21 protein-coding genes are annotated in these 23,672 nt (G+C 34.3%); 2 read left to right on the top strand and 19 right to left on the bottom strand.

Going from position 1 to position 23,672, the window contains the following annotated elements; translation table 11 throughout:
* Positions 1 to 59: 59 nt before the first annotated feature.
* The 3 genes from DMZ43_RS05195 to DMZ43_RS05185 all read right to left on the bottom strand — a co-directional run bounded on the left by DMZ43_RS05195 (position 60) and on the right by DMZ43_RS05185 (position 7,708).
* Positions 60 to 965, bottom strand: a complete 906-nt coding sequence (locus DMZ43_RS05195) for a type IX secretion system membrane protein PorP/SprF (protein WP_131506506.1) — start codon at positions 963 to 965, stop codon at positions 60 to 62.
* A 25-nt stretch (positions 966 to 990) separates the two neighbouring features.
* Positions 991 to 6,537: a gliding motility-associated C-terminal domain-containing protein gene (locus DMZ43_RS05190; protein WP_131506505.1), complete on the bottom strand. Its 5,547-nt coding sequence runs from the start codon at positions 6,535 to 6,537 to the stop codon at positions 991 to 993.
* Between the two features lie 232 nt (positions 6,538 to 6,769).
* Positions 6,770 to 7,708: an endonuclease/exonuclease/phosphatase family protein gene (locus DMZ43_RS05185; RefSeq protein WP_131506504.1), complete on the bottom strand. Its 939-nt coding sequence runs from the start codon at positions 7,706 to 7,708 to the stop codon at positions 6,770 to 6,772.
* Between the two features lie 99 nt (positions 7,709 to 7,807).
* On the opposite strand from DMZ43_RS05185, the gene hflX reads away from it, so the two are divergent.
* Positions 7,808 to 9,028 (top strand): GTPase HflX, encoded by a 1,221-nt coding sequence (hflX, locus tag DMZ43_RS05180; protein ID WP_129759935.1) that lies wholly within the window; start codon positions 7,808 to 7,810, stop codon positions 9,026 to 9,028.
* Between the two features lie 48 nt (positions 9,029 to 9,076).
* On the opposite strand, the gene DMZ43_RS05175 is transcribed toward hflX, so the two are convergent.
* From DMZ43_RS05175 to DMZ43_RS05115, 13 genes are all read right to left on the bottom strand, one after another.
* On the bottom strand, positions 9,077 to 10,015 hold the full coding sequence (locus tag DMZ43_RS05175) for a DUF3078 domain-containing protein (RefSeq protein ID WP_131506503.1): 939 nt from the start codon (positions 10,013 to 10,015) through the stop codon (positions 9,077 to 9,079).
* A gap of 73 nt (positions 10,016 to 10,088) precedes the next feature.
* Positions 10,089 to 10,601 carry a DUF2480 family protein gene (locus DMZ43_RS05170; RefSeq protein WP_131506502.1) on the bottom strand — a complete coding sequence of 171 codons (513 nt, stop codon included), beginning with the start codon at positions 10,599 to 10,601 and terminating at the stop codon, positions 10,089 to 10,091.
* Between the two features lie 53 nt (positions 10,602 to 10,654).
* Positions 10,655 to 12,490 carry an ABC transporter ATP-binding protein gene (locus tag DMZ43_RS05165; protein WP_131506501.1) on the bottom strand — a complete coding sequence of 612 codons (1,836 nt, stop codon included), beginning with the start codon at positions 12,488 to 12,490 and terminating at the stop codon, positions 10,655 to 10,657.
* A gap of 13 nt (positions 12,491 to 12,503) precedes the next feature.
* On the bottom strand, positions 12,504 to 12,827 hold the full coding sequence (locus DMZ43_RS05160; RefSeq protein WP_129759931.1) for an SUF system Fe-S cluster assembly protein: 324 nt from the start codon (positions 12,825 to 12,827) through the stop codon (positions 12,504 to 12,506).
* Between the two features lies 1 nt (position 12,828).
* Positions 12,829 to 13,251: a SufE family protein gene (locus DMZ43_RS05155; RefSeq protein ID WP_129759930.1), complete on the bottom strand. Its 423-nt coding sequence runs from the start codon at positions 13,249 to 13,251 to the stop codon at positions 12,829 to 12,831.
* A 46-nt stretch (positions 13,252 to 13,297) separates the two neighbouring features.
* A complete protein-coding gene (locus DMZ43_RS05150) occupies positions 13,298 to 14,116 on the bottom strand; it encodes an META domain-containing protein (RefSeq protein ID WP_131506500.1) in 819 nt (272 codons plus the stop codon).
* Positions 14,117 to 14,203: 87 nt separating this feature from the next.
* Positions 14,204 to 15,277: a zinc metalloprotease gene (locus DMZ43_RS05145; RefSeq protein ID WP_131506499.1), complete on the bottom strand. Its 1,074-nt coding sequence runs from the start codon at positions 15,275 to 15,277 to the stop codon at positions 14,204 to 14,206.
* A 166-nt stretch (positions 15,278 to 15,443) separates the two neighbouring features.
* Complete coding sequence (locus DMZ43_RS05140) at positions 15,444 to 16,661, bottom strand: aminotransferase class V-fold PLP-dependent enzyme (protein ID WP_131506498.1); 1,218 nt, start codon at positions 16,659 to 16,661, stop codon at positions 15,444 to 15,446.
* Between the two features lie 6 nt (positions 16,662 to 16,667).
* Entirely contained in the window at positions 16,668 to 17,981 is a 1,314-nt protein-coding gene (gene sufD, locus DMZ43_RS05135) for a Fe-S cluster assembly protein SufD (protein WP_131506497.1), read from the bottom strand.
* Positions 17,982 to 18,047: 66 nt separating this feature from the next.
* Complete coding sequence (gene sufC / locus DMZ43_RS05130) at positions 18,048 to 18,800, bottom strand: Fe-S cluster assembly ATPase SufC (protein ID WP_129759926.1); 753 nt, start codon at positions 18,798 to 18,800, stop codon at positions 18,048 to 18,050.
* A gap of 3 nt (positions 18,801 to 18,803) precedes the next feature.
* Positions 18,804 to 19,229 carry a hypothetical protein gene (locus tag DMZ43_RS05125; protein ID WP_131506496.1) on the bottom strand — a complete coding sequence of 142 codons (426 nt, stop codon included), beginning with the start codon at positions 19,227 to 19,229 and terminating at the stop codon, positions 18,804 to 18,806.
* Between the two features lie 17 nt (positions 19,230 to 19,246).
* Complete coding sequence (gene sufB / locus DMZ43_RS05120; RefSeq protein WP_131506495.1) at positions 19,247 to 20,695, bottom strand: Fe-S cluster assembly protein SufB; 1,449 nt, start codon at positions 20,693 to 20,695, stop codon at positions 19,247 to 19,249.
* Positions 20,696 to 20,716: 21 nt separating this feature from the next.
* Positions 20,717 to 21,046, bottom strand: coding sequence for an iron-sulfur cluster assembly accessory protein (locus tag DMZ43_RS05115; RefSeq protein WP_129759923.1), 330 nt, complete (start codon positions 21,044 to 21,046; stop codon positions 20,717 to 20,719).
* Positions 21,047 to 21,222: 176 nt separating this feature from the next.
* On the opposite strand from DMZ43_RS05115, the gene thiL reads away from it, so the two are divergent.
* Positions 21,223 to 22,275: a thiamine-phosphate kinase gene (gene thiL / locus DMZ43_RS05110; protein ID WP_131506494.1), complete on the top strand. Its 1,053-nt coding sequence runs from the start codon at positions 21,223 to 21,225 to the stop codon at positions 22,273 to 22,275.
* On the opposite strand, the gene DMZ43_RS05105 is transcribed toward thiL, so the two are convergent.
* The 3 genes from DMZ43_RS05105 to DMZ43_RS05095 all read right to left on the bottom strand — a co-directional run bounded on the left by DMZ43_RS05105 (position 22,259) and on the right by DMZ43_RS05095 (position 23,666).
* The gene (locus DMZ43_RS05105) at positions 22,259 to 22,492 is read right to left on the bottom strand and encodes a hypothetical protein (RefSeq protein WP_129759921.1); all 234 of its coding nucleotides are present in this window, start codon (positions 22,490 to 22,492) and stop codon (positions 22,259 to 22,261) included. The two genes, thiL and DMZ43_RS05105, sit on opposite strands and share 17 nt — an antisense overlap.
* Positions 22,493 to 22,568: 76 nt before the next feature.
* Positions 22,569 to 22,829: a hypothetical protein gene (locus tag DMZ43_RS05100; RefSeq protein WP_129759920.1), complete on the bottom strand. Its 261-nt coding sequence runs from the start codon at positions 22,827 to 22,829 to the stop codon at positions 22,569 to 22,571.
* A gap of 60 nt (positions 22,830 to 22,889) precedes the next feature.
* Positions 22,890 to 23,666: an alpha/beta fold hydrolase gene (locus tag DMZ43_RS05095; protein WP_131506493.1), complete on the bottom strand. Its 777-nt coding sequence runs from the start codon at positions 23,664 to 23,666 to the stop codon at positions 22,890 to 22,892.
* Positions 23,667 to 23,672: the final 6 nt, after the last annotated feature.

The following is a 23,672-nucleotide window of genomic DNA, read 5'->3' as shown; positions in this document are numbered from 1 at the left end:
CAGCAAGGTTATCAATAAATATTTTTGTATGTTTTTCATCTTTGGTTTGGCTTGAATGGTTAGAAATATCTTGGTGATCGTGATACCTTCTTAGGGAAGTTAAGGTCAAACAATAACATAAACTCATGCGATGCTGGTGCATACCTCTTTATATCTGAAGTAACACTATCATAAGCATAACCTATACGTAGCGATGGGGTAATCGCAAAATTGATAAGCCCTGAAAATGAATCATCAAGCCTATAAGAGGCTCCTATCTCGAACTTATCATAAAACAACGCATTTAAGTTTACATCAAAAGAGGTTGGCGCATCAAAGGCTGACTTAACCAAAAACGATGGCTTCAACTTGGTATTTTGTGATAAGTCAAACACATATCCTCCTGTTATGAAGTAATGGCTAACTTCTGAGCCTAACTCAAAACCATTGGCATCAAGGTGTACCGAATTTAAAATATTCGGTACAGATACTGCCAAATAGTAATGGTCTGTATAATAAAATGCTCCTGCGCCTATGTTTGGTGTCACACTGTTGATGTTCTCCGAGAAGAAAGGATCGTTAGGGTCCACGACATCAAGACCTGTGAGTCCTATATCATGAAACGTTGCGCCTGCCTTAACACCAAACGCCAAGCGGTGTTCGCCTCCTAATCGAAGTGTATACGAGAAATCTGCATAAGCATTGGTCTCATTTACTGGTCCTATGTTATCTGATATAATCGATAACCCTAATCCTACTTTCTCGCCTACGGGAAGGTGACCAAAGAATGTTCCTGTCTTTGGTGCTCCTTCTAATCCTGTCCACTGCGTACGATACAGTAAACCAAAACTTAGATTCTCCCTTGAGCCTGCATAAGCTGGGTTAATGACATTCATATTATACATGTACTGTGTGTACTGTGGATCCTGCTGCCCGAAGACCTGAAAGCCTACGAGCGTTAGTATTAGTATTGTGAGTCTTTTCATGTTCTTAGATTAATTTCGGTTAGTCTTATTTGTTGATGTATACCCAAGCACTACGCTTCTTTGCTCCATTCTCATAGATCATCGTATAGAAGTAAGTACCTACTGGTAACTCATCTCCACTATTGCTCTGTCCATACCACTCATTTGTGTAGTTATCTTTAGAATATACTAATACACCATTACGGTTGAATATCTCTAATCGTGTTACACCATAACTACTTAAATCAAATGTGTCATTCTGTCCTGGACTTACTCCTGGGGAAATACCCTCTGGTATTACACAACTCTCTAATTCTATGACTGTTTCTGATACTTCGTAAGTACAACTAGAATCGTTATAAGTAATAATTGCTGTATAAAGACCTTGTGTTAAAACAGGTAAGGTTAATCCTGTTTCGCCACTAATAAGACCTCCATCTTGATACCATTCAACAGTAACATCTGACTCAGAATACCCTTGAGGGGTTAATGCTATTTCTATTGGAACTGTTGCGTTAGGGCAAACCTCATAATCAACATCTGTCGTGTTAAATGTTGCAACAGGAATAGGAAGTACAATTAAATTTACACTAGTAGTAGAGTAGCAATCAAATGCTGAATTGCTTTCAACTCTTACATAAATAGTTTGAGAGTCACTTGTGTAAAGTGAAGAAGTATCTATAGCATTTTGACCTGCTTCAGCATCTGCTTCAGTTTCATGATAAGTAACTGTAAACTCCGTTGGGTCTTGACCATTTAATATATCAGTATCATAAGCTGCTAAATCGAAATCCTCAATACCATCACCTGAATTATCATCACATGCTTCTATATCTATACTTGTTGCTGTTGGTGTTGGTCCTGATATTATTAAATCAAAACTTGTTGTCGCAAAACAGAAAGAAGCATCTGGATTTGCATCTTCTACTCTTACATAAATAGTTTGCGGGTTAGATATGTTAGTGTATGGAGATGTTAAAGCGCCTGTATCAGTTTGAGCATCAGTAAGCGTCAAGTGATACGTTACATTAAATAAACTAGGATCTTGAGCTCCTAATATTCCTGCAGTTTGCATTTCTAAATCAAAGTCTTCGATTTCGTCTCCTGAAGCATCGTCACATGTTACAATATCATCTACAGGGTTAGCAACAGGCTCTAATCCGAAAATAACGGTTACTTGATCTTGAGCTTGTGCATCACATTGATCATCATAAGCAATAACAGTATAAGTACAAGACTCAGTAACTGTTAAAACAGAAGATTCTTCTCCTTCTATTATGAATCCATCACAATACCACTCATATCTATCAGCAAATGGAGAGTCTGCAACTAAATCGTAAGAAGGGAAACCACAGAAACTTTGATCTGGTCCTAAATCTACTTCTATTTCAGCTGTTACGTTACCGTCTCCATCATCTCCTCCATTAGTTTGACTAATTGAGATTGTTCCTGGATCGTCAGAGAAATTAGTAACTAGTAATATGTATATTTCTCCTGTTTGAGCATTATCAATTGTTAAGTTTTCTACTGAAACAAAAGAGTAACTACAATCAACTATATTACCAAATGGATAAAAGTCAGGGTTACTTGTATTGTTTGGGCAAGAAGGACAATCTTCAAAAGCTATTTCAGTACAAGAATCTGCAACTGATTCAAATGGTCCCCAAAGCACAAAGTCTACATCGATACCATTGCCATTATCATCTACTTGAGAAATTTCAATTTCTATTAATCCTGGATCTCCAATTTGAATGATGTTCCATGTAGGGTTTGGTGCAGATCCTAAACATGCAATATCGTTAGGGTCTGGAATTCCTATAATATTTGAAGTTACTAATGCTCCACCTTCTTGACAGAAGTTTTCAGCATTTTCACAGATTATATTTGTTGGTGCATCTTTAATACATAAATCGAAAGTACTTGTTTCTCCTACAGAACCTCCTGAGAATACTCTAATATAGTATGTGTTTCCTACAACTAATTCAGGTGTTACACTTGCTGTGTCTGCTGAACAATATAACTCGGTTAAACCGTCACATGTTCCTTCGTAAAGTCCATGATCTAAGTTTGTAGTTCCTCCTGTGATATTTGTAATTGAAATCAGCTGAACTTCGTTTAATGCTGTAAATTGGAACCAAACATCATCGTCTGGGTCACCACCACATTCGCCATCTGGAACTCCAGAAGGTGTTGCTTCTATTATAGTTCCTGCTGTTACTAAATCACATGAATTGTCCTCATTCACACTAGCCACTATAGCATTACATGGGTTGTCATTTTCAGGCGGACAAGCCAATAACTGAATTGGCGAACTATTAATTACACAATTAACATCATCATCACTACTTACAGTTACCACAACATCAACTAAGAAAGGGAATGGTCCAATTTGGTAAATTCCTTCTGAAGGTACTGAAACAGTTGTTGCATCAATGTTATTACTAATAGTTAATGAGTTAGCGTCTCCTAAAGACGTTACGTTAACATCAATTAAAAACTGATCACCATTATCACAATCATCAACTACTTGATAGGTTGCTTGAGGATTGATACATGTTGCACAAGCAACTGTTACATCAAATGGTGTGTAACCATTGTTCTCACAACTTACTGAAAAATCAGAATTAATGTACCATGATATTGTATCTCCAGAAGATTGGAATGTCAATCCTGCTGGGTTTGGTGTATTTTGGTTGTATAGTATTGTTCCATCTGAATCTATTACAACTAACTCGTCACAACAACCTTCCATTTGACCATCATTAAATGTAATGTTAAGAGGCAAACCATTTGAACTTGTATAAGTAAATGTTGCTACTGACGGGTCGTCATCTATGTCATTAAAGTAACAGAATGTTGTGTTTACTGGCCCTAAGTCGCAGTCAACAATATTATCTAAACAATATTCTTCTGTTAAACTGTTACTTACTAATGTACAATTTGCATCATCATCGTTTGCAACTGTCATAATAACTGGTGTACTATGCGCATATGGACCAAAAGTATAAACTCCTACTGCATCAACTGTTTGTGGCGTACCACCTTGGTCGTCACTAATTGTAATTGTTCCTGCTGAACCTAAACTAGTTAAATCAACTTCTACTAAAAATTGATTTCCATTAGTACAATCGCTAACCGTTGAAAAAGTAGCTTCTGCATTCTCACAAGTTGCACAAGCAACTGTTACATCAAATGGTGTATAACCATTGTTCTCACAACTTACTGAACCATCTGAGTTAATGTACCATGATATTGTATCTCCAGAAGATTGGAATGTCAATCCTGCTGGGTTTGGTGTATTTTGGTTGTATAGTATTGTTCCATCTGAATCTATTACAACTAATTCATCACAACAACCTTCCATTTGACCTGCGTTTATAGTTAGGTTCAATTGGCTACCATCTGTACTTGTATAACTAAAAGTTGCTACTGATGGATCATCGTCTATATTATTAAAGTAACAGAATGTTGTATTTACTGGTCCTACTGCACAATCTACGATATTGTCTAAACAATAGTTCTCAGTTAAACTAGCACTTACCAATGTACAGTTTGAATCATCATCATTTGCTGCTGTCATAATAACTGGTGTACCGTGTGCATATGGACCAAAAGTATAAACTCCTACTGCATCAACTGTTTGTGGTGTACTGCCTTGGTCGTCACTAATTGTAATTGTTCCTGCTGAACCTAAACTAGTTAAATCAACTTCTAATAAAAATTGATTTCCATTAGCACAATCGCTAACCGTTGAAAAAGTAGCTTCTGGATTTTCACAAGTTGCACAAGCAACTGTTACATCAAATGGTGTGTAACCATTGTTCTCACAACTTACTGAACCATCTGAGTTAATGTACCACGATATTGTATCTCCAGAAGATTGGAATGTCAATCCTGCTGGGTTTGGTGTGTTTTGGTTGTATAGTATTGTTCCATCTGAATCTATTACAACTAACTCATCACAACAACCTTCCATTTGACCTGCGTTTATCGTCAGGTTCAATTGGCTACCATCTGTACTTGTATAACTAAAAGTTGCTACTGATGGATCATCGTCTATATTATTAAAGTAACAGAATGTTGTGTTTACTGGTCCTACCGCACAATCTACGATATTGTCTAAACAATAGTTCTCAGTTAAACTAGCACTTACCAATGTACAGTTTGAATCATCATCGTTTGCTGCTGTCATTATTACTGGTGTACCATGAGCATATGGACCAAAAGTATAAACTCCTACTGCATCAACTGTTTGTGGTGTACTACCTTGGTCGTCACTAATTGTAATTGTTCCTGCTGAACCTAAACTAGTTAAATCAACTTCTACTAAAAATTGATCACCATTAGCACAATCGCTAACCGTTGAAAATATTGCCTCAGCGTCTACACAAGTGTTTTCAGTAATTGTTAATGTATATGGTGTACTTTGAGGCGATGGCCATGTTGAAATTACTATATAATAGGTTGTTCCACTTGTAACAGTGTAATTATCTATCAGCATATCTCCTCCGGCAAATCCATTTACAGCTCCTGTTTCACATTGCGAACCTATGTTAGCACAATCTGTATATACAAAGATACCTGTGTAAGTACCTACACCTGATAATGCAATATCAATTGAAGTATCAACTGCTGGTGTATATGAATACACAACATCGTCTCCTCCTAAATATCCTGAAGTTGAACCACAGTTAGCTCCTGGTCCTCCAGTGTAATCATCTCCATAATTAGAAGTATCATCTGTTGTTACATAAGGTAATGGTGTGGTTACCATTATTGGGTTGCTACAAATAGAACCTGCTGGTGGCTCTTCTCTAGTTGTAAAACTTAACTCAGCACATCCTTGAGCATCTCCATTAGAATTATATGGTGTTACATTAACAAAATACTCAGTACTATAAGCTAACGGAGTGCTTGGTGTATAAGTTAACACGTTTCCTAAATCTAGGTCATTTACAATATCGACACCTCCTGTAGATGTTCCTATAGAAATTCTATATCCTGTTGCTCCACCAGTAGCTTGAGTCCAATTGATAGCTGTATCTTCAAGTACATCAATCGAATCGTCAACTGGAGTGGTAAAAGTAGAACAAGATGGAGGGTCAACTAATTCTACAGCATTAAACGCTGTAACGTCAAAATCTAAGTCATTTGGTGATCCCCATTGCCCAATTGCAATGTAAACGGTTTCACCTGCTCCAACATTTGCTAAAACTGTCTGAGACACATTACCTGTTGTTGAACTTGCAGATGCTAAACACCCTTCTAGAGCAGTACCATTACAATCAGAAAAGATACCAATACCATTCCAACCATTTCTGGTAAAAATAGTCATAGATATTTCTTCATCGTTAGCTCCAGCGGTATACCCAAAAAGGTACACATCATCATCCCAGTAGAATGCATTTGAAGTACATGAATCTGGATTTGGGTCATTCCAATCTTCAATTCCAGCTGTTCCTGGTGTAGTTATCCCGTCAGCTGTATAACCATCGGTTATCATAATAGGGGAATCGCAGCTAAATTGCGCTATTGATGTTTGGCAAAACGCCAACAAAAAGCTTAAACTTAGCCAAATAGTAATTTTTTTCATTTGGTTTTAGCAGTTAATAATTGAACAAATTATTTTATATAATCTCAAGATATTGATTGTTAATACCTTAATACTATGTTTATAAAAATTAATCTGGGGTTATAAACAATCATAGTATTTAAGCAATACCTGATAAGCTACCGAAGATAAAAAAAAAGTATCTTAACAACCCATTAACATTATGATAATAGATTAAATGCATTTATCTCCGATAAAATGATTAAGCGCTTTTTTAATATGTTTTTCTTAACTCAATAAATACTGGAAAATGATCACTAAATCCGCCTTTGTATTTTTTTCCAACAAAAGTTCTGTAAGGCTGACCTTTATACTTACCATTATATTGTGTTAAAAATTTTGAGTCAAAAATATTGGCGTCAGAAAATTTTAATGTATTTGGTTTAGTCTCAAGAAAATTTATTGATACCATTATTTGGTCAAAAACATTCCAATTAAAATCATGATTAAGACTTCCTTTGTCAATGCTTCTTAAATTTTGCATTGGATTATAAAGGTTTGCACCTGCCACTAACTCTTCAACACTATCGTCATCTGGGTTATCATTAAAATCGCCCATAACAATAATTTTTGAATTAGGATTGTCTTGTTTTAAACGGTTAACAACTTCAATATTCTTTTGAGCAGCCAACACTCTTTTATATGATGATGCTTTTTCACCTTCTCTTCTTGATGGCCAATGGTTAACTATAATATGTATTTCCTCTCCTCCCAACATACCAGAAACCAAAAGAACATCTCTAGTGAAATCTATTTCACCATCTCCATCTGTGATGAAAATATTGAAGGTTTCAGAAGAGTTTACAGTAAATACATCCTTATTATATATAAGAGCAACATCTATTCCTCGTTCATCAAGTGAATTATAATGCACATAATCGTAATTAATGGATTGCAAATCTTTACTCGCAAGCAAATCTTTTAATACACGCTTATTTTCAACCTCAGCTAAACCAACAATTGCTGGAGGTGTAGTATTCTCATCAGTTCCAATCTGTGAAATTACCGATCCAATTTTGTAAATTTTCCTATCGTATTTTTTTTGAGTCCATCTTTTATCCGAAGTTGGTAAAAAATCATCATCATTAGTAAATGGATCATTATGAATGTCGAATAAATTTTCAATATTATAAAACGCTATCGTGTATTGCATTGAATGTAGTTTTGCTTAAAAGAATAGACTAAAGGAAGCTCTAAAAATAAGAAAATTAAACTGCAAACAATTGTGTAACTTTGTGCTTTAAATTAATATATGCTAGAAAAAAAGGACATAACGTTAGAAAAAGCAGTTTTAATAGGTGTAATTACTAAAGAACAAGACGAGTCTAAATCCAAAGAGTATCTCGATGAGCTTGAGTTTTTAACCTATACTGCTGGTGGCGAAGTGGTAAAACGTTTTACCCAAAAAATGGATATGCCAAACCCAAAAACTTTTATTGGGTCTGGTAAAATGAATGACGTACAAGAATTTATTAATGAAAATGAAATTGGTACCGCAATTTTTGATGACGAATTATCTCCAGCCCAAGAGCGCAACATAAGTAAAATACTTAACTGCAAGGTCTTGGACAGAACCAATTTAATTCTCGATATTTTTGCGCAACGTGCACAAACCAGTTATGCAAGAACACAGGTTGAGCTTGCTCAATGCGAATATTTGCTGCCTAGACTTAAAGGAATGTGGACTCACCTTGAGCGACAAAAAGGAGGAATTGGTATGCGTGGTCCTGGTGAAACCGAAATTGAAACTGACCGACGTATTGTACGTGATAAAATTGCGTTACTTAAAGCCAAGATAAAAACCATTGACAAACAAATGTCTGTGCAACGAGGCAACAGAGGTCAAATGGTTAGAGTTGCACTTGTAGGTTACACCAATGTTGGAAAATCTACCTTAATGAATGTTGTAAGTAAAAGTGAAGTATTTGCCGAAAACAAACTATTTGCAACGCTAGACACTACTGTAAGAAAAGTAGTTATTCAAAACCTTCCGTTTTTAATGACAGACACAGTAGGATTCATTAGAAAACTACCAACTCAATTAGTTGAAAGTTTTAAAAGTACTTTGGATGAAGTTCGAGAAGCAGATTTATTACTTCATGTAGTTGATATTTCACATCCTAATTTTGAAGAGCATATTGAATCGGTTAATAAAATATTAGATGAAATTCATAGCTCTGACAAACCTACTATAATGGTGTTTAATAAAATTGATGCCTATGAAGCCGAACCATTTGATGAAGACGATTTAATGGAAGAACGCACTAAAGCACATTACTCTCTTGAAGAGTGGAGAACCACTTGGATGAATAAAATAGGTGATTATGCTTTATTTATTTCAGCATTGAATAAAGAGAACCTAGAAGACTTTAGAAAACGTGTTTATGATGAAGTTAGAAAAATTCATATCACACGCTTCCCTTACAATCACTTTTTGTATCCAGATTATTCCAACGAAGATTTCGAATCATAAAAAAAGCACGCTAGTTAGCGTGCTTTTTAATTTTATATTCAATTTCAATTAGAATTTATAGCTTAATCCTAATGTCCAATAGGTTTGCAAATCATTATCTACATTACCAAAAGAAGGCTCGTCATCTCCAGATAAAGGATCAAAATTACCTAAAGCATAGTTTAACGCTTCTTGTTTGTTGCTTCTTAAACCAAAGTCAAAACCAACACCAATCATTTTCCAAAGTGTGTAACCAAAAAAATTTGTCCATGTCCAGTTAGAAAGGTCTGAGCTCTTGTAGCTTTGGAACATTGATAAGTTAGATTTAAAGCTTACAGCTCCTATTTGTCTTGTATAGTCTGCTACAATTTTAGCACCAAGAGATGAATCAAAAATTGCATCATTATCAGCAAATACAAAGTTGTAGTTTAAAGGGTGAACAACAACTATTAAATTATCAACAGGAGTCCAAGTAAAACCAACACCTACATCTAAATATCCAGGATCGTTAAAGTTGTTTAAAAGTGTCGTTCTGTATTCTAATAATGCAGAAGCTGCTAATTTGTTGGTGATATTTCTACCATATAAAGATGATAGGTTAAACACATCTGTTGTTGGGTTAAAATCATCATCATCTAAATCAGTGTCTTTATCATCAAGTTTAATCCAGTTAAGGTTTGCAGTTAATGCATTTCTCCAGAAATATTTTTCTTGAATTAAATTAGCATAACCGTTAAAAGATACACCTATACTACCTGATGAGTTATTTGGTGTTCCTTGTGCATACCAGTTGTTAAAGTTTGAAATGCTCCCTCCAATTGTACCAAAAGCACCTACTCTCCATCCTGGAAGCGCATCAATTTGAGCTTGTAAAGCGTTAACTCTACCTTGTATAGCTGCAATCGAGTCCTTTTTTGCTGCTTGTTCAGCCTTTAGTTCTTCCATTGTTTGAGCGTTAGTTGTAAACGCTACTGTAATTAAAGCAATTGTAAATAATAGTTTCTTCATTATACTTCTTTTTAAATCAAATTTTTACTGTACAAAAATAGTCTTTTTCTTAGACTCAACTTTATTACAAAAGTCACATTTTACCTTTCTTATATAAAGGTACAGTTGAGCAAGCTTCACCATACATAATAGATTTTGCTATAGGTTGTAATTTTGAAATAAGCAAGGTGTAAGCAGATTCAGGGATAGGTTTGTTGGCACATCCTTTTATAATAAGAGGTTTTCCAGAATAGTCTGAAACATCTAATTGCGATATAATATCTTGGTAAATTGCTGTTTCTAAAGTTACCAAATCACCAACTACAATTTTTTTGGCATAAGCCGAAACATGTGATGTAATAAGTAAATACGCCCAAGATGGAATTATCGCATCTACCGAACACGTTAATGCTAAATAAGCATCTTGATATTGTGACCAATCGTGCTCCTTAACAAAAGATCTAAAATCAGATTCTTTTAAAATAAGCTCTTGAAACAACCAGTCTTTTATATCAAATAACACGCGTTGCCCTTTTGGATAGTAGTCTTCCAAATCTATAGTAACAAGTTTACTATTTGCGACTCTGTTTATAATTTCTTCTGCCATACTACAAAGATAAATTGTTTTACTCGAAAATCGAGTGTTTAATATGTTGAAAGCTATTGATAACCTTCGGCCTGAAGTGTAAATAATTCAGCATATAACGATTTGTTTGCCATTAAGGCTTCGTGTGTACCTATTTCAAGAACACGACCTTCTTCTAGAACCAAAATTCTATCGGCTTGTCTAACTGTACTAAATCTATGCGAAATAATAATGCTTGTTTTTCCTTCGGTAAGTCCAATAAACCTTGTGAACACATCACTTTCAGCTTTGGCATCAAGTGCTGATGTAGGTTCGTCTAGAATCATTACTTCGGCATTTTTCATATACGCTCTTGCTAAAGCTACTTTTTGCCATTGTCCACCAGAAAGTTCCATGCCGTTTACAAAACGTTTTCCTAATTGTTGGTTGTAACCGTGTTTTAGCTCTGAAATCACATCATTTGCTAAACTTAATTCAGCAGCATTTTCAATTTTTTCTTGATTGTCAAGTTCGTCAATATCACCAATAGCAATGTTTTCTTTTACAGTAAATTCATACTTAAAGAAATCTTGAAAAATCACTCCAAAAAACTCTTGGTATTCGGCTTTATTAAAGCGATTTATATTAATACCATCTAACAAAATTTCTCCAGAAGTTGGTTCGTAAAAACGTAATAACAGTTTGGTTAATGTGGTTTTTCCTGCACCATTTTGACCGACAAACGCTAGTTTTTCGCCAGCTTGTAATGTAAACGAAATGCCTTTTAATATTTCAACTTCAGAACCTGGATACGAAAAACGCACGTCTTTAAACTCAAAACCTTGTTTAATCTGTTTTGGTAATGGCACATCTTCTTTGGTTTTTGAAGCCACAGAAATATCGACGAAATCAAAATAATCTTTAAGGTATAAAGCACTTTCAGAAATACGTGTGAATTTTGAAAAAAAGTCTTGAAGGTTTTTCATAAGCCTATTGAAAGACCCAGAAAGAAACGTAAGTTCACCTAGTGTAATAGCGCCAGAAAGCACACGATAAATGATAAACACATAAGCGCCATAATAACTTAATGAACCTAAAACATTAAACACAAAACCTAAAGCCGAACGTTTTATAGCAAGGGTTTTGTTGAGTTCATAGTATTCTTCTGAAAGGTTTTTAAACCGATTTACAACAAAATCTGTAAGTCCAAAAAGCTTTATTTCTTTTGCTGTTTTATCATTGGCACCAATAAATCGTAAGTAATCTAATTCTCTACGTTCTGCTGTCCAGCTTCTAGCCAATGAATATTGCTGTTGACTAAAGCGAACTTCATTAATAAACGACGGAATTATACTCAATACCAACAAGATGATTAAATACGGTTCAAAATAAATTAAACCAGCCACAAGTGTTGCAATAGAAATGGCGCTTTGTGCTTGTCCTAACACGTTAGACATAAGACCAACACGACCTGTGGTTTGCGTTCTGGCACGTTCTAGCTTATCGTAAAAATCGGCATCTTCTAACAAGCTAATGTTAATTTGATTGGTCTTTTTTATAATAGTAACCGAAGTTGCAATATTATATTCATCGCCAAGTAAACCATCAGTTAATGAAATAGCACGACTTACCAAATCTGATAAAATAACTAGCGTGAATTCAACAGCAACATAGGTCCAAAGTTGGGTGTAATCTGTAACTTCTAATGAGGTCTGAAGAATAATTTCATCTATAATCAGTTTTCCAACCCATAAAATGATAACAGGAAGCAATGCGCCAATTAATCTGCAAAAGGCAGCAAGTATAAAAAGTTTTTTGTTTACGTTCCAGATTTCTCTAAAAAACCTAGGAATGTAAACAAGCGCATTAAAAGACGACTTAAGATTAGTTTTTTTATCGTCTTTTAATGAAGTAGGCGTACGTCTTGGCATTTATAAAACCTTATTAAAGCATACCAAGTTCTAACTTGGCTTCTTCGCTCATTAAATCTTGACTCCAAGGCGGATCAAAAGTAATTTCTACTTCAGCAGATTTTACTTCGTCTATTGATTTTACCTTTTCTTCAACTTCCATAGGTAATGTTTCGGCAACAGGACAATTAGGCGTTGTTAAAGTCATTAAGATTTTTACATCATAATCTTCGTTAACAAAAACGTCATAAATTAATCCTAGTTCGTAGATATCTACAGGAATTTCAGGATCAAAAATAGATTTTAAAACCTTTACTATTTTTTCACCCAAAGCGTTTGTATCTATTGTGGTTTCCATATTAATTTAATTGTGTTTGGTATGCAACTGCATACATTTTTAATTGTTTTATCATACTTACTAAACCGTTAGCTCTAGTAGGTGATAAATGTTCTTTTAGTCCAATCTCATCAATAAAATCTGTATTAGCTTCTATGATGTCTTTCGGATGTTGGTTTGAGAATACACGAATTAAAATAGCGATAATACCTTTGGTAATAATAGCATCACTATCTGCAGTAAAAACAACTTTATCTGTATCTAAATTGGCATGTACCCAAACCTTACTTTGGCATCCTTTTATAATAAAATCGTCGGTTTTGTATTGTGCATCAATCAGTGGAAGTGTTTTACCTAAATCTATCATGTATTGGTAACGTTCTTCCCAATCATCAAACATTGAAAATTCGTCTATAATCTCGTTTTGTATCTCTTGTATTGTCACAGTCTTTCTTTTATGCAAAAATACGAATAGTTATACAGCTTTTCAATTATTTACCCATTTCGGCAATTGCCAATAATTTTTCAATTAAAGGTGCAACATATTTATTAGGGTTTCCAGCATCAAACGCAGGTGTTTGATAGGTTTTTCCTTTATATTCAATTATTAATCGACCTATTGGAGCACCATCATATTGATGAGCTTTTGAAGGTGATTCTAGTGTATTTAATTTTTCTAAATCTAATTCTTGAATCAATTTATTTAAAGTAGCTAAATCTTCTTCAGAACACGTTTTTTTAGCTTCTTTTAAATCTCTTCCTTTTAGAGTAGTCATAATACCATTTTGCAATTTTAACGAATTATGAAATCCTCTTGTAGTTGCAGAGTACTCAATTATATAATCGCTTTCTTGTGCAACTTTATTAGACTTTGTTTCGGTTTTAGAAGCTTTTAATACCACTGTGTCTCCACTCATAAAACTCAACTCTTCATTTGCAAAAACCAACGTTTGGGTTTTAGATAATGCACTTAGCATTTTTCGTTCAATTGCATTAATACTGTCCATACAAAATCGCTTTGTAGACATTAGAGGTCCAAAAGTAATTGAATCATTTTCAAACGTATAATCTCCCATAAATTGATTACAACCAGAATATCCTGATACTTTATTTGTCTTATTATCAAAGGAAATGGTCAAATCGTCAGGTAATGTCTCGTTTTCTTCAATGGCTACTATTTTATAAGTTCCTGATAACGTCACTTTTTCTCTATTCATAGCATTCTCATTACTATTTGTTAGCGACTCTTGTTTAGATGCTCCACAAGAGTTCAATAGTACTAGGTTTAATATGAGTAAAATTAATTTCATCTTCTACGTATTTTTGGTTTAGATAATTAATAATACAAAAAAGACGCCAAAATTGACGTCTTTTAAAAAATTATATAATTTAAAGGTTTAGTTTACCATAGCACTTCTTGGTCCTCCAGATGCAAAAATTGAACGCATTCTTGATTTTTGCCCTTCAGTAAACATATACATACATGCATCGTCTACATAATCCATATAATTCATTGTCATGTCATTTGAACGACAGTTAACCGTTGGATAAGATGGACATCCATAATTTGGACCATCAGAAGAAGGAGTATCAGATACAAAATCGTCTTGACGACATCTTCCATCTCCCCAAATATGACGTAAATTTAAGTAATGTCCTACTTCATGTGTAGTAGTTCTTCCTTCATCAAAAGGAGCAGAAAGATATCCTGTTGTTCCGAAAAAATTAGGCCCTACAACAACACCATCGGTAGCAGTTGGTCCACCAGGAAATTGAGCGTATCCTAAAATACCTCCACCTATGTTACAAACCCAAATATTCAAATGGGTTTCAGGAGTTATAGGAGGATAAGTACTTTTAACTAAATCATTAGTTCCCCAAGATGTTCTTGAGTTAGAATGTCTAAACACGCCTGCTAATGAAAATGTGATTTCAGAATCTGCAACAAGACCTGCAAACTCTGTTGGTACTTGACTAGCATCGCTATTTGTTGCTCTAAAATCTTCATTTAAAACATCAATTTGAGAATTAATTTGATTATCACTAATGTTTTCGTTTGAGTTACTATAAACTACATGTACATAAACAGGAATGTTAATTATTCCAAGGTTATCATCACCAGAGCCACCATCTCCACCATCTCCACCAGAGCCTCCTCCGTTTCCATTTCCGTTTCCATTTCCACCTTTTTTACCAGCAATGAACTTACGGGAATTGAATTCGATATCGAACATATTTTGCTCTAAATTAGGATTTTCATTTAAAAGCCTGTTTAAATTCACCATTGAATAACATGCTTTTGAATTACCTTCAGCTATTCTTGAAGCCTCATCAGTATCAGCATCGGTATAGAGATAAAAATCACTCATATCAACTTTGGATTGATCGGTATTAGAAACCTCATTTTGATCGTCATTACATGACGTAAAAAGTAAAGCCAAAGCAGCCATACCTAAAAGTGTTTTTTTCATAATTATGTAGTATTTAATTTAAAATATTGCCGAATATATAATTATTTAGCAATTTTTTAACATAATTAATAAAAAAATATTTAATTTTTCGACAAAATACATCACCCTCTTTTAGTTAAAAAAGAGTTAAAACAATGTTAATTAATTGATAATTAATGAATTGTTATTAAGATAACATCATTTGTGCTTTTTTGACACCTTCAACTAAAGCATCAATCTCTTCTTTAGTATTATAAAATGCAAATGAAGCTCTAACAGTACCAGGAATTTTGTAGAAATCCATAATAGGTTGTGCACAATGATGACCTGTACGAACAGCTATACCTAGTTTATCTAGAATAGTACCTACATCATAAGGATGAATTCCTTCTAAATTAAAAGAAACAACTGATGTTTTATGTTTAGAAGTTCCGTAAATTTTAAGTCCATCGATAGCTAGTAACTTTTCTGTAGCATAATCAAGTAGCTCATGCTCGTAGTTTGCAATGGAATCAAAACCTATTGCATTCATATAGTCAATTGCAGCTCCAAAAGCAATGCCTCCACAAATGTTAGGTGTTCCTGCTTCGAATTTATGAGGTAAATCAGCGTAGGTTGTTTTTTCAAAAGTAACTTCAGCAATCATTTCGCCACCACCTTGATAAGGAGGTAAAAGGTTTAGCCATTTTTCTTTTCCGTAAAGTATACCAACTCCTGTTGGGCCACACATTTTATGCGCAGAAGCGACATAAAAATCAACGTCTAAAGCCTGAACATCTGGTTTAATATGTGGGCACGCTTGAGCACCATCAACTAAAACTGCTGCACCTACTTGATGCGCTTTTTCAATGATAGCCTCAATTGGGTTAATGGTCCCTAGTGCATTTGAAATATGATTAACGAACACCAATTTGGTGTTTTGAGACAATAGCTTGTCAAATTCTGACATAACCAACTCACCATCTTGGTTCATTGGAATGACTTTTAGCGTTGCTCCTGTACGTTCACACAACATTTGCCAAGGCACAATATTACTGTGGTGTTCCAAGGCAGAAACAATAATTTCGTTACCTTTTTTTAATAGTGATGAAAACCCATTAGCTACTAAATTAATACCATGTGTAGTACCAGAAGTAAAAATAATCTCGTGAGATTTTTTGGCATTAAAATGCGCTTGTATTTTCAGTCTAGCTTCTTCATATTTGTCAGTTGCTTCCTGACTTAGTGTATGAACACCTCTGTGTATATTAGCATTATAACCACTGTAATAATCAACAATACAATCAATTACCTGCTGTGGTGTTTGCGAAGTTGCAGCGTTATCAAAATACACTAATGGTTTGCCATTGACTTTTCTTGAAAGTATTGGAAAGTCTTTTCGTATGTCAGCTACATTTAAAGACATAAACTGTTATAAATCAAAGCCAATATTAACGCCTAATTTTTTAGCGATAAGTTTTGTAATACGCTGTTTTATTTCTGGGATTTTTACCGAATTCAATACATTGTTACTAAATGCATACATTAAAAGTGCTCTAGCTTCTTTTTCTGGTATTCCTCTTGAACGCATATAAAACATAGCACTTTCGTCTAACTGACCAATAGTACAACCATGTGAACATTTTACATCATCAGCAAAAATCTCCAATTGAGGTTTAGAGTTTATGGTTGCTTTGTCACTAATTAAAATATTGTTGTTAGACTGGTAAGCATTGGTTTTTTGTGCTTCTTTTTCAACAACAACTTGACCGTTAAACACACCTGTAGCACTATCTCCAAAAATACCTTTGTAATCTTGATGACTTTCGCAATTTGGTTCTATATGATGTACTAAAGTATTATGGTCTACATGCTGCTTATCTCCAATAATTGTGATGCCTTTTAAAGTAGAATCTATACGCTCACCATTTTGGTAAAAATTAAGATTGTTTCTTGTTAGTTTTCCTCCAAATGAAAACGTATGTACAGACACATGACTTTCTTGCTTTTGCTTGATAAACGTATTATCAATTAATGAAGCGTTTTGATTATCATTTTGTATTTTATAATAATCAGCAATGGCACGCTTGTTAGCAAAAATTTCAGTTACTGAATTGGTCAATACAGGGTTATCTGTAAGACTTTGATGACGTTCTATGATTTGCACATGAGAATTTTCGTCAACAACAATTAAGTTACGTGGTTGCAACATTAAAGCGGCTTCATTTCCTGTTGAAAAATGCACAATTTGAATTGGTTTTTCAACCAACTTATTCTTAGGAATATGAATGTATGCACCTTCACTAGAAAATGCAGTATTTAATGATGGCAAACTGTCTTTTGTTGCAGCTTTATTAAAATAGTTTTCAATAACTAACCTGTATTTAGGCTTAGCCAAAGCAGCAGACATTAAACAAACGTCAATACCATCATGTGTGGTTTGAGACAAATGTGAAGAATACTTACCGTCAATAAAAATAATTTTATAACTATCAATATCGTGGATTAGGTAAGGCTTGATATCTTTATACTCAATAGCATTTTCAGTCTTTGGGAAAAGGCTGTAATCGTGTTTTAAAACACTATTAAGAGAAGTATATTTCCAAGCTTCTTCTTTTTTAGTAGGAAATCCTTTTTGCTCAAATGTTTTTATAGCTTCGTTTCTTATGTCATGAATTGGAGAAGCATCTTCTAAATGATCTTCAAAAGCAAAAAACGATGAGACTAATTTATCTTTTAATTCCATTTTTTACAGTTTGCAGTTCCAGTTTGTGATATCAACTACCACTTACTGTTAACTGATTACTGGCATTTATGCGCCAACTTCTTCTTTAATCCAATCGTAACCTTTTTCTTCTAGCTCGTGAGCTAATTCTTTTGGTCCTGATTTTACTATTCGCCCGTTATGTAAAACATGTACATAATCTGGAACGATATAGTCCAATAAACGTTGGTAATGCGTAATAACAATTACAGCATTGTCTTTACTCTTTAACTTGTTTACTCCATTTGCAACAATACGAAGAGCATCAATATCTAAACCAGAATCGGTTTCATCCAAAATAGCCAATTTAGGTTCTAACATTGCCATTTGGAAAATTTCATTACGCTTTTTCTCTCCACCTGAAAAACCTTCGTTTAATGAGCGTGATAAGAACTTACGGTCAATTTCTAAAAGCTCTGACTTTTCACGAATTAATTTCAGCATTTCATTAGCTGGCATTTCTTCAAGTCCTTTTGCTTTACGTGTTTCGTTGATGGCTGTTTTCATAAAATTGGTAACCGAAACACCTGGTATTTCAACAGGATATTGAAAGGATAGGAAAATACCTTTATGTGCACGCTCTTCAGCAGCTAGCTCATCGATATTTTCACCTTCAAGAATGATTTCACCTTCTTCAACTTCATAGTCTTCTCTTCCAGCAATTACTGATGCCAAAGTACTTTTACCTGAACCATTTGGTCCCATAATAGCATGTACCTCTCCTGCTTTAACCTCTAGGTTAATTCCTTTTAGTATTGCTTTGTCCTCAACACTTGCGTGTAAGTTATCTATCTTTAACATATCTTATTTTGTTCCTAATTTTATAACGTTATTCTCATCTGCTTTAGAAGCAGAAACTTTTAGTATTTCTTTAATCTCGACTCTGTAATCCCAACCTTCTTCATTTTGTGGTTTCAGAATTATTTTCCCTCTAACCTCAACAGTCACATAATCTGTAGCTTCTTTTTTGTATTGTTGAGCCACATCGTTTAGCTCATGCATTTTTTTATCGATAACAACTCCATACACTGTAGTATTGGTTTGAATAACAGCTGCATCAGCATAGTATACAAACTCTCCAACCACAAGTGTCAATCCATCATTTTGCTTTGCTGTTTTACCATCAACATTTTCGGTAGTTATTTCGGTAGAACTTGTATCTTTCTTAGAATCGTTTTTACATGAAAACAATACTGCAGATACTAAAAGTGCTAAAAAGATTTTTTTCATCTGTTTGTTTTTAGTGTTTATCCAACTGAGCCTTCTAGACTTATTTCTAATAACTTTTGCGCTTCAACAGCAAACTCCATTGGCAACTTGTTTAATACTTCTTTGCTAAAACCGTTTACGATTAAGGCGATTGCTTTTTCAGTATCAATACCACGTTGATTACAGTAAAATATCTGGTCTTCACCAATTTTACTGGTTGTTGCTTCGTGCTCTATTTGAGCCGATTTATTTTTAGCTTCAATATATGGGAATGTGTGCGCTCCACACTCATTACCCATTAGCAAACTATCACACTGTGAAAAATTACGAGCATTGTCTGCACGAGAACTGATTTGAACTAAACCTCTGTAAGAGTTTTGAGATTTTCCTGCTGAAATACCTTTGGAAATAATGGTTGACTTAGTATTTTTTCCTAAGTGAATCATTTTAGTTCCTGTATCTGCTTGCTGGAAATTATTAGTTACAGCAATAGAATAAAACTCACCTACTGAGTTATCTCCTTTTAACACACAGCTTGGGTATTTCCAAGTAACAGCACTTCCTGTTTCAACTTGCGTCCAAGAAATTTTTGAGTTTTTCTCACACAATCCACGTTTAGTTACAAAATTGAAAACGCCTCCTTTACCTTCAGCATTTCCTGGGAACCAGTTCTGAACTGTTGAATATTTTATCTCAGCATCTTCCATCGCAATAAGCTCAACAACTGCTGCATGCAATTGGTTTTCATCTCTACTTGGAGCTGTACAACCTTCTAGGTAACTTACATAGCTGCCTTCGTCTGCAACCACAAGTGTTCTTTCAAATTGTCCTGTTCCTGCTTGGTTAATTCTGAAATAGGTTGATAATTCCATTGGGCAACGTACGCCTTTAGGAATGTAACAAAACGACCCATCACTAAATACTGCACTGTTTAATGCTGCGTAAAAATTATCAGTTTTTGGAACAACCGTTCCTATGTATTTTTTTACAAGTTCTGGATGTTCTTTAATTGCTTCTGAAATTGAGCAGAAAATAATACCTTTTTCTGCTAATGTTTTTTTGAAGGTTGTTGCAACAGAAACTGAGTCAACAACAACATCCATTGCTACTCCTGCAAGTTTCTTTTGCTCATCCAAAGAAATCCCAAGCTTATTGAACGTTTCTAATAATTCAGGATCAACCTCATCTAAGCTTTCGTATTTAGGCTTTTTGTTAGGTGCTGAATAATAAGATATGGCTTGAAAATCTGGTTTTTCGTAGTTTACATTTGCCCATTCTGGTTCAACCATTTGTTCCCAAACTCTAAAGGCTTCCAAACGCCATTCAGTCATCCACTCTGGTTCTTCTTTCTTTTTAGAAATAGCACGAACAACATCTTCGTTTAAACCTACAGGAAAGGTATCAGACTCTATATCTGTATAAAATCCGTACTCATATTCTTTGGTTTTTAACTCTTCTCTTAAATCGTCTTCGGTATACTTACTCATTAGTTATCTCGCTTCAAAAAATTACAGTGAAAATGATTCACCACAACCACATGTTCTATTAGCATTAGGGTTGTTAAATACAAATCCGCTTCCGTTTAAACCTCCTGAATATTCAAGAGTTGTTCCTATAAGGTATAAAAAGCTTTTTTTATCAACAATTATTCTTACACCATTATCTTCGAAAACCTTGTCTTCTTCATTCTGAGCTTTATCAAACTTTAAATCGTATGATAAACCAGAACAACCTCCACTTTTAACACCTACACGAACAAAGTCTGTTGCTGAGTTGAAACCATCTTCGGTCATTAACTCTACAACTTTCTTTTTAGCTGTATCTGATACTTTAATCATAATTGTTTTAATTACGTCTAAATTGACTGCAAATATACAATATAAGAAGGGTTTTACCATACAACCTAACATTATATTAGCAAATAGTTGCATAAGCTAAACAGATAACACAGCTGCTTACTCATTAATTTATAAAATGGCATAAGTTTTTACTTCATAATCTTTAAATTTGCAGCATGATAGAAGATAAAAATCAACAACGTACTCCACTTTCAGAATTAGGAGAATTTGGACTTATAGATCATTTAACAAAACACTTCGAGGTTAAACACAAATCAACCATTAAAGGTATTGGTGATGATGCTGCTGTGCTAGACTTTAAGTCTAAACAAATTGTGCTTACAACCGATATGCTAGTTGAAAATGTGCATTTTGATCTTAGCTACATGCCGTTAAAACATTTAGGTTACAAAAGTGTAATGGTCAACCTTTCTGATGTGTATGCTATGAATGCCAATGCAACACAAATTACGGTTTCTATTGCTGTTTCTAACCGCTTCCCTGTTGAAGCGCTTGAAGAGCTGTATAGTGGTATTCAAACTGCTGCTGCTGTTTATGGTGTTGACGTTATTGGTGGTGACACCACCTCTTCAACTACTGGTTTAATTATTTCGGTTACTGCTGTTGGTGAAGTTGCAACTGATGATGTAGTTTATAGATCAGGAGCAAAACCTAACGACTTACTTGTTGTTACTGGTGATTTAGGTGGCGCATACATGGGTTTACAAATTTTAGAACGCGAAAAAGAAGTGTTTAAAGTGAACCCTCAAAACCAACCAGACTTGGACATGTACACGTACATTATTGAACGTCAATTAAAACCTGAAGCTAGAAAAGACATAGTAAAACTTCTAAAAGACTTGGAAGTAAAACCCACATCTATGATTGATATAAGCGATGGTTTGTCTTCTGAAATTATTCATTTGTGCAAACACAGCGATGTTGGTGTTGAATTGTATGAAAACAAAATACCTTTAGACCCTCAAGTAATTTCAACTTGCGAAGAGTTTGATATAGACAGTACAACTGTAGCTTTAAATGGTGGAGAAGATTATGAACTTTTAATGACGGTTTCTCAAGACGATTACCCTAAAATTAAAGCAAACCCAAACTTGAGTGTTATAGGATTTATTACAGAAAAAAGCAGCGGAATGCATTTGGTAACTAGAGCAGAAGCTAAAATTCCAATAGTTGCTAAGGGTTGGAACGCTCTTAATAATCAGGAATAAGCGCTTTTTGTTTTTTGTTGTGAACTCTTCGGTTGTGTATACGCTCTAAAACCGAATTTATTTCTTTGTATTTTGGTGTTAAAGGAATCATTTCTCCTTTACCATTAATGGTCGTTTGTGCATTACAGTTTTTGCACTTGTACTCTTTGACATGATACGTAACTTTTTTAGCTACTTTGTACTCATGACCAAATAAAGAACAGTAGAGATTTTTCACTTGACTTGCTATTTTAGTTATTACTTTAGAGGATTTCTAAATATATGAAAATCAAGTAAAAACTTACAAGCAATTGTTAATATATCGATGAACTGAGTGTTTTTGACTTTAAACGTATCATCCTTCTTGTGTAAATCTCTTCAAGGATAATATTGATTTCTTTGTACTTAGGCGTAAGCTCAGTTAAATTTCCGTTGCTATTCGTGGTAAGTTGCTTTTTGCAACATTTGCAAGTGTATTCTTTTACGTGTGAAGTTACTTTTTTTGATACTTCATATTTGTGACCAAAAAAATCACAAATTAGTTTAGAGGCTGGGTTAGTTGTAGTTTTTTTCATGTTATCGAGATTTGGGACTGTTAACTTAGAAAAAAACAAAACAAAAACTGTTTAAAAGCTCTATTTTTCGATAAAACGTAAAATATTGTAAGTTAATTCTTTCGTATTTTCAATATGACTCATGTGTCCATCAGGAAATTCAACAATTTTTACATCAGAATGTTCAACATGAGATACCGTTGTATTAAACTCTAAAACAGGATCTTTACGTCCAACTATAAGCATTTTCTTTATAGGAAGTGCTTTAAAAAACCGTGTTCTGTCTTTACGGGTTTTCATTCCTTCTAATGCTGCAACAATACCTTGAAGCGAAGTCTCCAAAGCTTGTTCTTTAACAAAATCAATTGCTTCTTTTAACGCTTCTCGATTTTCGGGAGCAAACAAATTGGCAACAGACATACTCACAAAGGCTCTATGATTTTGTTTAACAGCCTTTATAGCTCTGTCTCTGTTTAACTTACGTTCGCCACTATCTTCTTGAGCGGTAGAATTTATTAAACACAAACCTGTAACATCACTAGTGTAGTTTTCTGCATAAGCTAAAGCAACATATCCACCCATTGAATGGCCAATAAAATTTGCTTGTTCAATCTGCAAATGTTCTAATACAGCTTTTACTGCTTCAGCCATCATTTCCATAGTATGGATATAACCGATACTATCTGTTTGTCCATGACCCAGTAAATCTATGGTCACAACTCTATGGTTTTTGGAAATCTCAGGAACTAAATTAGTCCACATTGTAGAGTTTTCTAAAAAACCATGCAACAAGACTACTGCTTCACCATTACCTTCATCAGTAAAGTATAAATTTATGTTCTTATATTTTATTGTCATTATTCT

Source organism: Meridianimaribacter sp. CL38 (assembly GCF_004328055.1).
Lineage (GTDB): Bacteria > Bacteroidota > Bacteroidia > Flavobacteriales > Flavobacteriaceae > Gaetbulibacter_B > Gaetbulibacter_B jejuensis.
This window is presented reverse-complemented; position numbering and strand designations above follow the sequence as displayed.